12 protein-coding genes are annotated in these 13,412 nt (G+C 38.5%); 8 read left to right on the forward strand and 4 right to left on the reverse strand.

Annotated features, from left to right (window positions below):
* Positions 1-546: a phosphatase PAP2 family protein gene (locus tag ACST14_RS02055; RefSeq protein ID WP_459460060.1), complete on the forward strand. Its 546-nt coding sequence runs from the start codon at positions 1-3 to the stop codon at positions 544-546.
* Here the strand turns inward: ACST14_RS02055 and ACST14_RS02060 are convergent.
* On the reverse strand, positions 519-1,514 hold the full coding sequence (locus ACST14_RS02060) for an acyl-CoA reductase (protein ID WP_459460062.1): 996 nt from the start codon (positions 1,512-1,514) through the stop codon (positions 519-521). The genes ACST14_RS02055 and ACST14_RS02060 overlap by 28 nt on opposite strands.
* 112 nt (positions 1,515-1,626) lie before the next feature.
* Here ACST14_RS02060 and ACST14_RS02065 point away from each other — a divergent pair, with 112 nt between their 5' ends.
* The 3 genes from ACST14_RS02065 to ACST14_RS02075 all read left to right on the forward strand — a co-directional run bounded on the left by ACST14_RS02065 (position 1,627) and on the right by ACST14_RS02075 (position 4,911).
* On the forward strand, positions 1,627-1,974 hold the full coding sequence (locus tag ACST14_RS02065) for a 4Fe-4S dicluster domain-containing protein (protein ID WP_459460064.1): 348 nt from the start codon (positions 1,627-1,629) through the stop codon (positions 1,972-1,974).
* 421 nt (positions 1,975-2,395) lie between these two features.
* A complete protein-coding gene (locus tag ACST14_RS02070) occupies positions 2,396-3,538 on the forward strand; it encodes a porin (protein WP_459460066.1) in 1,143 nt (380 codons plus the stop codon).
* Between the two features lie 26 nt (positions 3,539-3,564).
* On the forward strand, positions 3,565-4,911 hold the full coding sequence (locus ACST14_RS02075) for an ammonium transporter (RefSeq protein ID WP_459460068.1): 1,347 nt from the start codon (positions 3,565-3,567) through the stop codon (positions 4,909-4,911).
* 200 nt (positions 4,912-5,111) lie between these two features.
* Here the strand turns inward: ACST14_RS02075 and mtaB are convergent, their stop codons facing one another.
* Positions 5,112-6,425, reverse strand: a complete 1,314-nt coding sequence (mtaB, locus tag ACST14_RS02080; RefSeq protein WP_459460070.1) for a tRNA (N(6)-L-threonylcarbamoyladenosine(37)-C(2))-methylthiotransferase MtaB — start codon at positions 6,423-6,425, stop codon at positions 5,112-5,114.
* 89 nt (positions 6,426-6,514) lie between these two features.
* Positions 6,515-7,528, reverse strand: coding sequence for a glutamine synthetase beta-grasp domain-containing protein (locus ACST14_RS02085; RefSeq protein ID WP_459460072.1), 1,014 nt, complete (start codon positions 7,526-7,528; stop codon positions 6,515-6,517).
* Between the two features lie 242 nt (positions 7,529-7,770).
* Between ACST14_RS02085 and ACST14_RS02090 the strand changes: the two genes are divergently transcribed.
* The 4 genes from ACST14_RS02090 (at position 7,771) to ACST14_RS02105 (ending at position 12,115) form a co-directional block, all read left to right on the forward strand.
* Positions 7,771-9,978 carry a glutamine synthetase III family protein gene (locus ACST14_RS02090; RefSeq protein ID WP_459460074.1) on the forward strand — a complete coding sequence of 736 codons (2,208 nt, stop codon included), beginning with the start codon at positions 7,771-7,773 and terminating at the stop codon, positions 9,976-9,978.
* A gap of 6 nt (positions 9,979-9,984) precedes the next feature.
* On the forward strand, positions 9,985-10,560 hold the full coding sequence (locus ACST14_RS02095; protein WP_459460076.1) for a hypothetical protein: 576 nt from the start codon (positions 9,985-9,987) through the stop codon (positions 10,558-10,560).
* Between the two features lie 3 nt (positions 10,561-10,563).
* Positions 10,564-11,268: an RsmE family RNA methyltransferase gene (locus ACST14_RS02100; RefSeq protein ID WP_459460078.1), complete on the forward strand. Its 705-nt coding sequence runs from the start codon at positions 10,564-10,566 to the stop codon at positions 11,266-11,268.
* Positions 11,269-11,353: 85 nt separating this feature from the next.
* Positions 11,354-12,115: an acyl-CoA desaturase gene (locus ACST14_RS02105; RefSeq protein ID WP_459460080.1), complete on the forward strand. Its 762-nt coding sequence runs from the start codon at positions 11,354-11,356 to the stop codon at positions 12,113-12,115.
* 35 nt (positions 12,116-12,150) lie between these two features.
* Here ACST14_RS02105 and ACST14_RS02110 read toward each other — a convergent pair whose 3' ends face one another.
* Positions 12,151-13,410 (reverse strand): dihydrolipoamide acetyltransferase family protein, encoded by a 1,260-nt coding sequence (locus tag ACST14_RS02110; protein WP_459460082.1) that lies wholly within the window; start codon positions 13,408-13,410, stop codon positions 12,151-12,153.
* Between the last annotated feature and the right edge of the window lie 2 nt (positions 13,411-13,412).

Raw genomic sequence — 13,412 nt, forward strand, 5'->3', positions numbered from 1 at the left:
ATGTTTCCAGCTTGGGATACCGATCTGTTTAGATTCATTAACGAGGCACATCAGCCCTGGTTAGACAAACCTATGGAAATCATCTCGGGTAAATTAACCTGGATTCCTTTATACGCCCTATTAATTTATTATTTATACAATCAATTAAAACAAGCAGTTTGGAAAGCAATTGTTTATTTATTGACTACCATCCTCTTTGCCGATCAAATTAGCTCTAGTCTTCTAAAACCTCTATTTAAGCGATTAAGACCCTGTCATGTGGAAGAATTCCAATCTTGGATTCATTTGCCTGATGGATGCGGAGGAATGTATGGATTTTGCTCCTCTCATGCCGCAAATGCCTTTGCGGTAGCCGTAGGCTTTTATTTATTGAGTAAAAATAAAAGAATGGGTGCGGCACTACTGATTTGGGCAGGCGTAGTGTCTTATAGTAGAATCTATCTAGGCGCACATTATCCGCTGGATGTCATCATAGGTGCAATAGTAGGGGCAGTAGGAGCGTGGCTACTATTTACATTTTATTTGAGATTCACTAAAAAATCGTAAGTATCAATTCCGTCCGCGAAATCATCGAGGGCTGGATGTTGACTTTGGCCAAAAACAATCTCCAAACCTACCTTACATTGAATTTTTTCCTCGCGCTCCGCAATCCAAGCTACTAAAGAAGCTTCATTGGAATACCGGTGAACATATAGAACACCCACAGGGGATACTAAATCGTCATTTTCTGTCACTAGTAGATTTCCTAAATCAAAATGGGGAATCTGATTCAATAAGAATAAAGTTCTGTGGTATTGGAAATTATTGGAATACTTCGAATGATCTAAAACCCAGGTTTCCTTAGTCAATTCATCGAATAGTGGCGTTAAATCATAAGCTGCAGGAACAGCTATAGTGGAGACATTTCTGCAACCTAAACCATAATAGGTGAATATGTCTTTTGCTAATCCCTTAAAGTCGTCTTGATTTTCATTCCCTTTCAAAACAGCTAAAGAACTCCGATTCTTACGAATGATATGAGGAATAGTGGAAAAATAATGCGCAAAATACCCTCCCGAAAAATCACTTCCCGTAGCAATAACGGCCTCCATGCCTTGCAGGCGTTCGATTACATGTAGTGGAAGTTTTGCATCGAATGATTGCATCGCATGAACATACAATTGCATAAGGGATTTATCTTGAGAACTTAATTTCAAATGAGCTGAATTACCGGAAGTTAAAACCATTAAGACATCATGTAATCCTACAGCAGGTAAATTACCCGCTAAAACGATTCCTACCTTCTTAGAATCTTTGACCTGGGCGGGATGATTAATATAAAATGCCTCCCAAGACTCTACAGAAAAAAACTGTTCTTCTATTGCCTTCATGGCATGACGAACTAAGGATTCTGAAAACCAAGGATTCTCATTTATCGATCTTTCTATAAATAGTTCTATTTTATCTCGATTTGATTCATCCGAAAAATAATTTTTCAAGAAAGTAATAAGCTGTAAAAAGGAAGCCTTTGGCATATAATAATAGATTTTACCTCACAAAGGTCGAAAAATTTTCGGTTAGTCCATATAAATTATATACTATTCAAATTTATGTTCGTAAATTGCAGCTTCAAACAAAAACATTGGTATGGCAATTATCATAACAGACGAATGTATTAACTGTGGGGCTTGTGAACCAGAATGCCCTAATACAGCTATTTATGAAGGTGGTGTAGAATGGACTTGGGGTGGTGGTACATCTTTAACAGAAATTGAATTAGAAGATGGTTCTTCAATGGATGCAAAAACTCCAGTAGAACCCGTTTCAGAGGAATTTTATTATATCGTTCCAGACAAATGCACCGAATGCACAGGTTTCCATGAGGAACCACAATGTGCTGCAGTTTGCCCGGTAGACTGTTGTGTGCCAGATCCTGATCGAGTAGAAGATACGGATACTTTGCAGGCGAAGAAAGCATGGTTGCATGCGGAATAAATTTTAAGCTTTGCTTAAAATTTAAAGCATATAGCATAAAGAATAGATATAGAATGGGGCTTAGGCCCCATTTTTTATGTCCAAACATTTCATGAGGTTATCGCCGCAGGTGATACCATCTTTATTCTTTATGCGTTGTGCTCTATTATTTAAATAAGACAATCCACTACCGCCTAGTGACTAGTGACTGGTATTTATACTTTTTCAAGATTTTAAAATTTAAGTTTGAATTTAAACTCATTTTTTATTCATTTTTGCAAAATCAATAAAAACTAGTTTAATTTTTACCTTATTTTTGATATATTTTTGCAAAAAGATGAAAAATAGGTTAAAATTTTGCTTAAAATATTTGGATTATCTAAAATAAGCCTACATCTTTGATTCGTAATCAAGCATTTTTTACTCTTAAACAATCTCCCAAATGAAAAAAACTATCCTAACAGCCATTTTCGCCGCAACAGCATTTTGTGGATTTTCCCAAGAAAAAGAAGCCGAAGCTCCTAAGTTTTCTTTTTCTGGTTACATTGATTCATACTATATGTTGAATTTCAATAGCCCAACTAGTAGAAGCAACTTAGGTGCCTCTGGATACGAAAGAGCTTTCGACCAGAAGTCAAATCAATTTTCTTTAGGACTTGTTCAAACGAAATTTGGTTACGCAACTAAATCAGCTGATGTGGTAGTTGATTTAACTTTTGGACCTAACGCAGACTTAGGTCAGTACGGAAACGTTATCGGACCATTGGGTGCGGGAAAAGCAAGTACGGCTTTGGCAATCAAACAAGCTTACTTTAACTGGAAGGCAAGTGACAAACTTACCTTAACGGTAGGCCAATTCGGAACCCACATCGGATACGAAGTAATCGATGCTCCTATCAACTACAACTATTCACTTTCTAATCTGTTCAATAATGGACCGTTCTACCACATTGGTGCTAAAGCGAATTATGCATTCTCTGACAAATTTTCTACCATGGTTGGATTGGTCAACAATGTGGATAATTTAAATGACAACAATTCCTCTAAAGGTTTCATCTACCAAGTATTCACCTCACCAGTAGCGGGATGGAACGTATATGTTAATGGAATCAGCTCTAACGAATCAGCTCCTTTAGCTAACGGTAAAGATGATACAGGAAGTTATAACTTATTAGATTTAACAACATCTTACCAAATCACTCCCAAATATCTTTTAGGCGTAAATGCAGCATACGGAACACAAACTGGTGATTTCCAAGGTGGTGGAACTGTAGGAAACAGCAAATCATGGGGCGGAGTTGCCTTATATTCTAACTATGCTTTCACTGATAAATTCAGCTTAGGTGGTCGCTATGAAGTCTTTGATAACACATCAGGCGCTCGTGCTTTACGCAAAGCAGATGGTTCTGGAACCGATGTTAGTTCTCTTACTCTAACGGCTACATTCACAGCCGCAGAAGGTCACTTATTGATCAAACCAGAATTACGTTCTGATTCTTACCATTCCACTCAATTCGTAGATGGTGATGGAAAAAATCAAAAATCTCAAACAACCTTAGGATTACACTTCATCTATAAGTTTTAATTTATCCACTCTTAACAATTAAAAATATGACAAATCAAAAACCAACCTGGATCCCGTTACTAGTTTTATTAGCAATAGCAGTTCTTGCTTTGTTCACCACTTCTGTTCCTGGAGCGATTCCAACAGAAGGTTTAGACACGGGTGATACAGCCTGGATGATTGTAGCCTCTGGCTTAGTACTTTTAATGACACCTGGATTAGCGTATTTCTATGGTGGAATGGTTAATCACAAGAACGTAATCTCTACTATGTTGCAATCATTCATTGCCATGGGAGTAATTTCAGTTATTTGGATTGTATTTGGTTTCTCTTTAGCATTTGGCGACTCTTTAGGGGGCTGGATTGGAGACCCTAGAAGTTTCTTTATGTTCAATGGTGTTTTTGATCACAAATTATCTCTAGGATCAGCAGATCAACTAAAGTTTACGATTCCTTTTGCTTTGTTTGCTTTTTTCCAAATGAAGTTTGCAGTAATCACGCCAGCGCTTATCTCTGGTGCTTTAGCAGAACGTATTAACTTCCGTGCATTCGTTTTATTCATGGTTCTTTTCTGTATAGCGGTTTACGCTCCATTAGCACACTGGACATGGCATCCAGATGGCTTCTTATTCAACTTAGGAGTATTGGATTTTGCAGGAGGAACCGTTGTTCACATGTCTGCAGGTTGGGCTGCATTAGCGGGTGCTTTATACTTACGTCGCCGTAAGTCTCATATCGAGTCTAATATCTTGCCTCCAGCTAACATTCCTTACGTATTATTAGGAACAGGTCTATTGTGGTTCGGATGGTTTGGTTTTAACGCAGGTTCTGCGGTAGGAGCAAACGGATTAGCTGTAACAGCTTTCGCAACAACACACGTAGCTGCCGCTGCTGCTGGTTTATCTTGGATCTTATTTGATGTGACTCGTGGTAAGAAAGTTTCAGCCTTAGGTTTCTGTATCGGTGCGGTAGTAGGTTTAGTAGCTATTACACCAGCATCTGGTTTCGTAACTGTTCCTGTAGCCATCTTCATCGGAGTAGTTGCTGCGATTGTTTCGAACATGGCTGCACATTGGAGAGCGAGTTCTAACTTAGATGATACATTAGACGTATTCGCTTGCCACGGTATTGGTGGAATGGTAGGTATGTTAATGACAGGTATCTTCGCAACCTCTGCTGTAAACGCGGCAGTAGTTGAACAAGGCTTGTTCTACGGAGAGACCTCTTTATTCTTAAAGCACTTATTAGCTTTAGCAATCGTTTCGGCCTTTGCTTTTGGCGCATCTTATATCCTTTTAGTTATCACGGACAAAATCATTCCGTTACGTGTAAACGAGGAAGAAGAAAGATTAGGTTTGGATATTTCTCAACACGACGAGTCGTTAGTTAAATAATTCAACACAACTGAGCCGCAAGTAATGGTTCTTGTGGTTTTGTTTCAATCAAAAAGTCGGAGGCTACTAGCTTTCGACTTTTTTGTTTTATAGTTGTCTGCGACAACAGTCCGTAGGGAATAAGTCCGAAGGGAAAGTATGTGCAAAAAATATATGAAGATGAAATTTCCCCTCCGGACTTCGGACTTAAATACTCCGGACTAATGCTCTAATACCACACCACGCATCTCCCCATTCTCATTCAAAGATTTATATCTCACTTGCTGAATAGTATTAATCTGCAAAGGGTCAAAAGGAACCACCACGCGAACGTAATTCTCTGAGAATCCTTCCATAGTTCCTGGAGTAGCAGATTCTTCAAATAAAACTGTCCCTTTTAGGCCAGCTTGTGATTCATAAAAAGCACGACGCTTTTTATCTGATAATATATGTAACATCTTAGAGCGCTCGGCTTTTTGCATACCATCCACTTTAGGTTCCATATCTACCGCATAGGTATTAGGTCGCTCAGAATAGGGGAAAACATGTAGATAAGAAATATCCAAAGTATTTAAAAACTCATAGGTTTCTAAAAATAATTCTGGTGTTTCTCCAGGATGACCCACAATTACATCAACACCGATGCAAGCAGTAGGCATAACTGATTTAATCGACGAAACACGATCCACATATAATTCACGTTGGTAGCGTCGCTTCATTAATCGCAGAACAGCATTAGATCCTGACTGCAAGGGAATATGAAAATGAGGGACAAACTTAGATGAAGAACCTAAAAATGAAATCATTTCAGATGTCAACAAATTAGGCTCGATAGAAGAAATACGAAAACGTTCAATAGAGGATTTCTCTTCTATGGCTTGAACCAGCTGAAAGAAAGTCTCTACACGTTTTCCATTTTGAATACCAAAATCTCCAATATTCACTCCGGTAAGGACAATTTCCTTTACATCTTTGGCAGAAATCTCTTCGATTAAACCCAAAACCTTTTCAATCATATCCGATCTCGACTGCCCTCGAGCTAAGGGTATCGTACAATACGAACAAGGATAATCACAGCCATCTTGCACCTTTAAAAATGTACGCGTACGGTCATTTACCGAATAAGAGGCATGGTAATCCAAATCATAGCGAATTTCTGAGGCAATTAACTTAGGTAAATTAGTAGAAACCCGATTTAAATAGGGGGGAATTAACTCGGGTAATTGAAACTTTTCGTTCGCCCCTAATACTAAATCAACCCCTGGAATAGCGGCAATTTCGTCTGGCTTTAGTTGTGCATAACAACCTATAATAACAACAGTAGATGACGGATTTGCTTTTTTAGCTTCCCGAACCACTTTCTTACACTTCTTATCTGCTTGTTCGGTAACACTGCAGGTATTAATAACAAACAGATCCGGCTGATCTTGAAATTCAGCACGAACAAAACCTAATGGCTCTAAAGACCGAGCGATAGAGCTAGATTCTGCAAAATTTAACTTGCAACCTAATGTGTAAAATGCGACTTTTTTCATACCTGAAATCAGGTGACAAAGGTAAAACAAAAATGGCGGGAAAACCCGCCATCTTGTTTATAAAAGTATATAAATGCTTAATAAATGTATTATACTTTGGCTGTTTTAACCGTCTTAATAATACGAGCAGCCACTTTATATGGATCTGCTGCTGAGTTAGGACGACGGTCTTCTAACCAACCTTTCCATCCTTTTTCTACTGCTGCGATAGGAATACGAATCGATGCTCCACGATCAGAAATTCCATAAGAGAAATCATGAATAGAAGCTGTTTCGTGCTTACCCGTTAATCGCATGTGATTGTCAGCGCCATAAACTTCGATGTGTTCTTTCACAAACGGAGCGAATGATTGACAAATTTTATCGTAAGCTTCCTTATTTCCTGCAGTACGTAGAAGCGTGTTAGAGAAATTAGCGTGCATACCTGAACCATTCCAATCTAATTCGCCTAGAGGTTTGCAATGCCAGTTGATAGCGACACCATATTTCTCGCCTAAACGCTCTAAAATATAACGACCTAACCAGATTTCATCACCTGCTTGCTTAGCGCCTTTTGCGAACATTTGGAATTCCCATTGTCCTGCAGCTACTTCCGCATTAATACCTTCTATATTTAAACCTGCATCAATACACAAGTCCATATGCTCTTCAATAATCTCACGTCCATACGCGTTACTAGCGCCTACTGAACAATAGTATGGCCCTTGAGGTGCTGGAAAACCATTTGCAGGGAAACCTAAAGGCTTATTTGTTTCTGGATCCCAAAGGAAATACTCTTGCTCAAAACCGAACCAGAAATCATTATCATCATCTTCAATAGTTGCACGACCATTAGACTCATGAGGAGATCCATCTGCGTTCAAAACTTCACACATAACTAAATAACCATCACGACGCGCTGGATCAGGACAAACATAAACTGGTTTTAATAAACAGTCTGATGAACCACCTTCAGCTTGTAGCGTAGAAGAACCATCGAAAGACCACATATCTAGGTCTTCTAATTTTCCGCTAAAATTATTCTCAATTTTAGTCTTAGAACGTAAACTTTGCGTTGGCTTGTAGCCATCTAACCAAATGTACTCTAATTTTGATTTAGCCATGATTTTTAAACTTGATTTTGAAACAAAAATACTTTTTTAGGAATTCGTATAGCAAAAATAAACCACTTTAAAGAAAAAACAAGAATTTATGTCAGAAAATCAATGAAAAACAACCCGCTTTTTTTGAAAATTCAAAAAATCCAAATTTTAATCAAAAAAATGAATCTTAATTTTCCTTTTTGTTCATTTTTTATCCCATGACAATTCGTTACTTTTACTATAGAAAACAAATCAAAAAAAGAATGGCAATCACTCGCTTTAAAGCCTTAGAATTGGCTCAATCCCGTACAGTAACACCTGTTAAGTTACCGACGGAAAAAGTATCTGATTATTATGGAAGTATGACCTTCAGTGATGAAGTAATGCGCTCATTATTATCTCCAGAAGCCTATTTAAAGATAAATACCGCAATCCAAACCGGTTCTAAAATTGACCGTGACGCAGCTGACGAAGTAGCAGCTGCCATGAAATCATGGGCCATTTCGAAAGGAGCCACACACTATACACACTGGTTTCAACCATTAACGGGTACTACCGCAGAAAAACACGACTCCTTCTTTGATATTGATTTAAGCAATGGAAAAGCGGTGGAAAAGTTCAAAGGTTCCGCCTTGGTTCAACAAGAACCAGATGCTTCGTCCTTCCCGAATGGAGGTATTCGTTCTACTTTTGAGGCGCGAGGTTATACGGGTTGGGATCCATCATCCCCAGCATTTATCATGGAAAATGCGGCTGGAACGGCTACTTTATGTATCCCATCCGTCTTCGTTTCCTATACTGGAGAAGCTTTAGATTATAAAACACCTTTATTAAAATCGATTGAACTAGTTGATAAAGCTGCTACAGCTGTCATAAAGGAATTCTTTAATCGTGACGTAAACAAGGTCATTCCTACGTTAGGTGCAGAGCAAGAATATTTTGTCGTAGATGAAGCCTTATTTAATGCGCGACCAGATTTAGTTATGGCGGGACGTACTGTTTTCGGACACGCGCCAGCGAAAGGCCAACAATTAGAAGATCACTATTTTGGATCTATTCCAACGCGAGTGAATACCTTCATGGTAGACTTCGAAATCGAGGCACTTAAATTAGGCATGCCTGTTAGAACGCGCCATAATGAAGTAGCTCCGGCACAATTTGAAGTGGCTCCTACGTTTGAAGAAGCGAATTTAGCTTGTGATCATAATGCCTTATTAATGGATTTAATGGCTAAGGTGGCCTCTAAACATAAATTAAAGGTTCTATTCCATGAAAAACCATTTGCTGGAATTAACGGATCAGGAAAGCACAATAACTGGGCATTAGCTACGGATACAGGCATTAATTTATTAGCGCCCTCTTCTAAACCAAAAGAAAATCTGCGCTTCTTGACATTTTTTGTAAATACGGTAAAAGCAGTACATGATCGCGCTGATTTATTGCGCGCATCCATTGCATCTGCTGGTAATGAGCATCGTTTAGGCGCAAATGAAGCACCTCCAGCGATTGTTTCTGCCTTCTTGGGTAGTACAATGAGCCAAGTTTTGGACGACATGGAAAACATGGATGGTCTAGAAGAGATTCAATTAGAAAAAGGAGATAATGTATACCTTAAATTAGGTATCAATAAAATCCCTTCTTTAATCTTAGATAATACAGACCGCAATAGAACATCTCCTTTTGCCTTTACGGGAAATAAATTTGAATTCCGCGCGGTAGGTTCATCTGCTAATTCTGCAGCTCCTATGACGGTATTAAATACCATCGTGGCAGAGCAATTAATTAAGTTCCGCAAGGAGGTGGAAGAAGTGTTAGAAAAAGGGGTGAAGAAAGAATTAGCCATCATGGAAGTGTTAAAGCGTTATGTGAAGGAGTCTAAAAATATCCGTTTTGAAGGAAATGGTTATTCTGATGAATGGGTAGAAGAGGCTGCTCGTCGTGGTTTATCGAATTTAAAGACTACTCCAGAAGCATTAGCCGTTTATGCTCGTCCAGAATCCATTGAATTATTCACGAAGCACGGCATATATTCAAAAGAAGAGATGCATGCGCGTCATGAAATTGAATTAGAAAACTATGTGAAGAAGATTCAAATTGAATCGCGTGTCATCGGAGATATGGCCATTAACCATATTGTTTCCACTTCTTTGAAATACCAGACACAACTGGTAGAGAATGTGAAAGGCCAAAAAGAAATCGGAATTGACCCGCAATATTTTGCTCCTACCATCGAAATGATCAAGAAAATTTCAGAATATACTTCTTCGATTGTTCGATTACAAAATGAAATGACGGAGGCTAGAAAAGAAGCGAATAACATCGAAGAACTAGAAGCAAGAGCTGTTATGTATAGCACGAAAGTGAAAAATTATTTCGAAGAGATTCGCTATAGTGTTGATAAATTAGAATTAATCATAGACGATGATGAGTGGCCATTACCTAAGTACCGTGAAATCTTGTTAATCAAATAAATAGACATGTCTAAAACAACCAACCCAGGCTTTGACCCAGTAGAAATAGCAGCCTTAAAAAAGCAGTGCCTTGAAGATAATCGTTCTTTCGTTTATATTTTGGATGAAGAATTACCGTCAGGAAACGAGCGAGAAATGGTACACATCCAATTTGTGGGCCAATATGAAAAACATGAGGTTATTTATGATGCCATTGTTTGCACACTGCAATTGCACTATTCTAGTCTTTTGTACGAAGCAGCCGAACGCGAGATCATTCTACAGTATCCTTTGTATGTTCCTTTAGAGAATCGGGATGAAAACTACGAGCCTAATGAAGAATTAGACGAAGAGGTAGAAATGCTGATTTTGGAAGTTATTGAAGAATTAGAAGAAAACGAGGAGATTAAAGTTGCGGAGTATATCGAAATCGATCCAGAATTTGATTTTGGAGTGAGCATAGAGGTAGCTTTATATGTTCCCGCTTTAGATGACGAGATGTTATCACAATTCATCATTGACTTTAATAGTAATACCTTAAGTCTAGACCCCTCGCTTTATACCTTTAACTCAGATGATGAGGAGGAGGAAGATGAAGATTAATTTATGAGTATAGCTGTTTTTTATGCTCCTAATGCAAAGGATTCCTCTTTTCTAAGTGAAGAGGAATCCTTTCATGCTATACGGGTATTACGTCTCAAAATAGGAGAGGAAATTCACCTTTTAGATGGTAGGGGCTCTAAATTTTCAACCAAAATTTCCGCTATTGAAGGAAAAAAGGTGGCTTTTAGTGGCTTAGAAGTCATTGAATCAGAGCCTAAACCGGTGTATTCCATTCATATTTATGTGGCTCCCACTAAGCAGATGGAGCGAATGGAGTGGATGGTCGAAAAATGTGGAGAATTCGGAATCCATGGAATTCATTTTTTGGCGACTAAAAATTCGGAACGAAAAGAGATAAAATTACAACGGTTAGAAAAAACAGCTATTTCGGCCCTTAAGCAATCTAAGAATCTATTTTTACCAGAAATATCTGGATTACACACGTTTAAGGAGATTTCAGTGAAAGAGGGAAGTGAAAAATTATTCGCATTCATTGGTAATCCACCAGTCGCCGTTTTATCCAAGGTGGCAACAAAAGGTCAAGAATACCACGTGCTAATAGGCCCTGAAGGTGACTTTACGGAAAAGGAGTCGGAAGAATTGAAAAAAAATAATTGGAAACCCTTTAGTCTCGGTAAGTCTATTTTACGAACTGAAACTGCTGGAATAGCCGTTTGTCATGGATTACATGTCTTAAATATTGATTAAAATCAGTATTTTTAATTATTATCAGCTCAAATTAGAAACAATTGATTCGTACTTTTGTTAAAACATTAAAATTACTCTTTCTATTATGCAATTAGTACTTCCGGCCTTCTTCATACATTGGTATGTTTCATTATTTAGCCAAACTTTTTTCCTTCACCGTTATTCTGCTCACAAAATGTTTTTGATGAGTAAGTTTTGGGAAAAATTCTTCTATTTCTTAACCTACTTATCGCAAGGTTCCTCTTTTTTAAGCCCTAGAGCTTATGCTATTTTGCACAGAATGCACCATGCATTTTCTGATACGTCTAAGGATCCACATTCTCCGATGTTTTCTAGTAACGTATTCACTATGATGTGGAAAACAAAAGACATTTATAATGCGGTGCTCAATAGAAAGCAAAAAGTAGACGAGCGCTTTGAACATCAATATCCTGTGTCTAAAACCATCGAAAAAATTGGGGATTCTTGGATTTCTCGTATTGGTTGGGGAGTAGCCTACGTCTCTTTATATGTTGTCGGATTTATCTACTTTGATATGCATTGGGCATTTTTCTTCCTATTACCAGTTCACTTTTTAATGGGACCTGTACATGGTGCGATTGTAAACTGGTCAGGTCATAAATATGGCTACCAAAACTATGATAATCACGATCATTCTAAGAATTCATTAATTTTTGACGTAGTCATGATGGGAGAGTTGTTCCAAAACAACCACCACAAATTACCTAATCGCGTGAACTTCGCTACTAAGTGGTTTGAGTTTGACCCTACGTATCCAATGATTAAACTTTTGACGTTATTAAAGATCATTCGTCCGAATGTGAAACCAGCGGACGCTAAGTTTTAAATGATAAAAAGAGCCTCGAATGAGGCTCTTTTTATTTATATCTGGGTATCTAAGCTGAATTTCTCTAAGTAGTCAGACACGCGTTTAACGAATCCGCCACCCAATGAACCATCCACCACCCGGTGATCGTAAGAATGGGAGATGAACATCTTTTGACGAATCGCAATGACATCTTCACCCTTATCATTCGTAATAACAGCTGGCTTCTTTTCGATAACGCCAAAGGCCAAAATACCCACCTGTGGCTGCACGATAATAGGAGTTCCCATTAAATTGCCAAATCCGCCAATATTGGAGATAGTAAAAGTGCCACCCTCTAAATCAGCCGGTTTTAATTTATTTGCACGGGCTCTGGCGGAAAGATCATTCACTTTTTGGGTTAATTCTGTTAAAGTTAACTTATCGACTTCGTGAATCACGGGAACAATTAAATTTCCATTAGGTAAAGCCACCGCCATACCAATATTAATCTGGGCGTGCTGAACGATGTAATTGCCTTCTACCGATATGAGCATTCCTGGAAAGTCTTTTAGCGCATCAGCAGTCGCTTTAAATAGGAGCGGGGTGAATGTCAGCGACTCCTTGTGATTATCTTGAAAGACTTGCTTAACCTTTGCACGCCAGTTGACCATGTTAGTGACATCCGCTTCTAAGAACGAAGTAACATGAGGAGCTACACGCTTCGAATCTAACATTCGCTCCGAAATCATCTTACGCATGCGATCCATTTCAATCACCTCATCACCTGGTAAACGCATCCCTGCGCCTTGACTTAAAGTACCCGATGAAATGATTCTTTTAGAATTACGAACAGCAATGTAATTAAGCACGTCCTTTTTCGTAATGCGACCATCCAAACCTGAACCCGGAATCTGCATTAATTCTCTTTGAGACACATTCTCTGACTGACAAATCTGCTTAATCAAGGGGGATATCCAAGGATTTGTCGATTTCTCCGTACTTAATTCAGATGTCCCTAAGGTTAAATCAATAAGTGAACTGAGGTCTTCATCTAGCGAAAACGATTCGGTTGATGATGATGGAATGTCATTCTCTACCGCATCGATAAGGCAAATCGCATGACCAATCGTCGCGACAGATCCTACGGGAATTAAAATGGATTGCATATAACCCGCCACTGGTGACGGAACCTCTGTATCTATTTTATCGGTAGCCACCTCTAAAATAAATTCATCTGCTTCTACGTAGTCACCCGGCTGTTTTAACCAATTTAAAACAGTTGCCTCCATGATACTTTCACCCATTTTGGGCATAATCACTTCTGTAATGGCCATAT

It is taken from the genome of Aquirufa sp. A-Brett2-15D, assembly GCF_054558735.1.

Coding starts and splice junctions, on each gene's coding strand:
- mtaB (WP_459460070.1), bottom strand. CDS start 6,425: ATGAAAAAAGTCGCATTTTACACATTAGGTTGCAAGTTAAATTTTGCA.
- ACST14_RS02065 (WP_459460064.1), top strand. CDS start 1,627: ATGGCAATTATCATAACAGACGAATGTATTAACTGTGGGGCTTGTGAA.
- ACST14_RS02070 (WP_459460066.1), top strand. CDS start 2,396: ATGAAAAAAACTATCCTAACAGCCATTTTCGCCGCAACAGCATTTTGT.
- ACST14_RS02110 (WP_459460082.1), bottom strand. CDS start 13,410: ATGGCCATTACAGAAGTGATTATGCCCAAAATGGGTGAAAGTATCATG.
- ACST14_RS02100 (WP_459460078.1), top strand. CDS start 10,564: ATGAGTATAGCTGTTTTTTATGCTCCTAATGCAAAGGATTCCTCTTTT.
- ACST14_RS02090 (WP_459460074.1), top strand. CDS start 7,771: ATGGCAATCACTCGCTTTAAAGCCTTAGAATTGGCTCAATCCCGTACA.
- ACST14_RS02060 (WP_459460062.1), bottom strand. CDS start 1,514: ATGCCAAAGGCTTCCTTTTTACAGCTTATTACTTTCTTGAAAAATTAT.
- ACST14_RS02105 (WP_459460080.1), top strand. CDS start 11,354: ATGCAATTAGTACTTCCGGCCTTCTTCATACATTGGTATGTTTCATTA.
- ACST14_RS02085 (WP_459460072.1), bottom strand. CDS start 7,528: ATGGCTAAATCAAAATTAGAGTACATTTGGTTAGATGGCTACAAGCCA.
- ACST14_RS02075 (WP_459460068.1), top strand. CDS start 3,565: ATGACAAATCAAAAACCAACCTGGATCCCGTTACTAGTTTTATTAGCA.
- ACST14_RS02055 (WP_459460060.1), top strand. CDS start 1: ATGTTTCCAGCTTGGGATACCGATCTGTTTAGATTCATTAACGAGGCA.
- ACST14_RS02095 (WP_459460076.1), top strand. CDS start 9,985: ATGTCTAAAACAACCAACCCAGGCTTTGACCCAGTAGAAATAGCAGCC.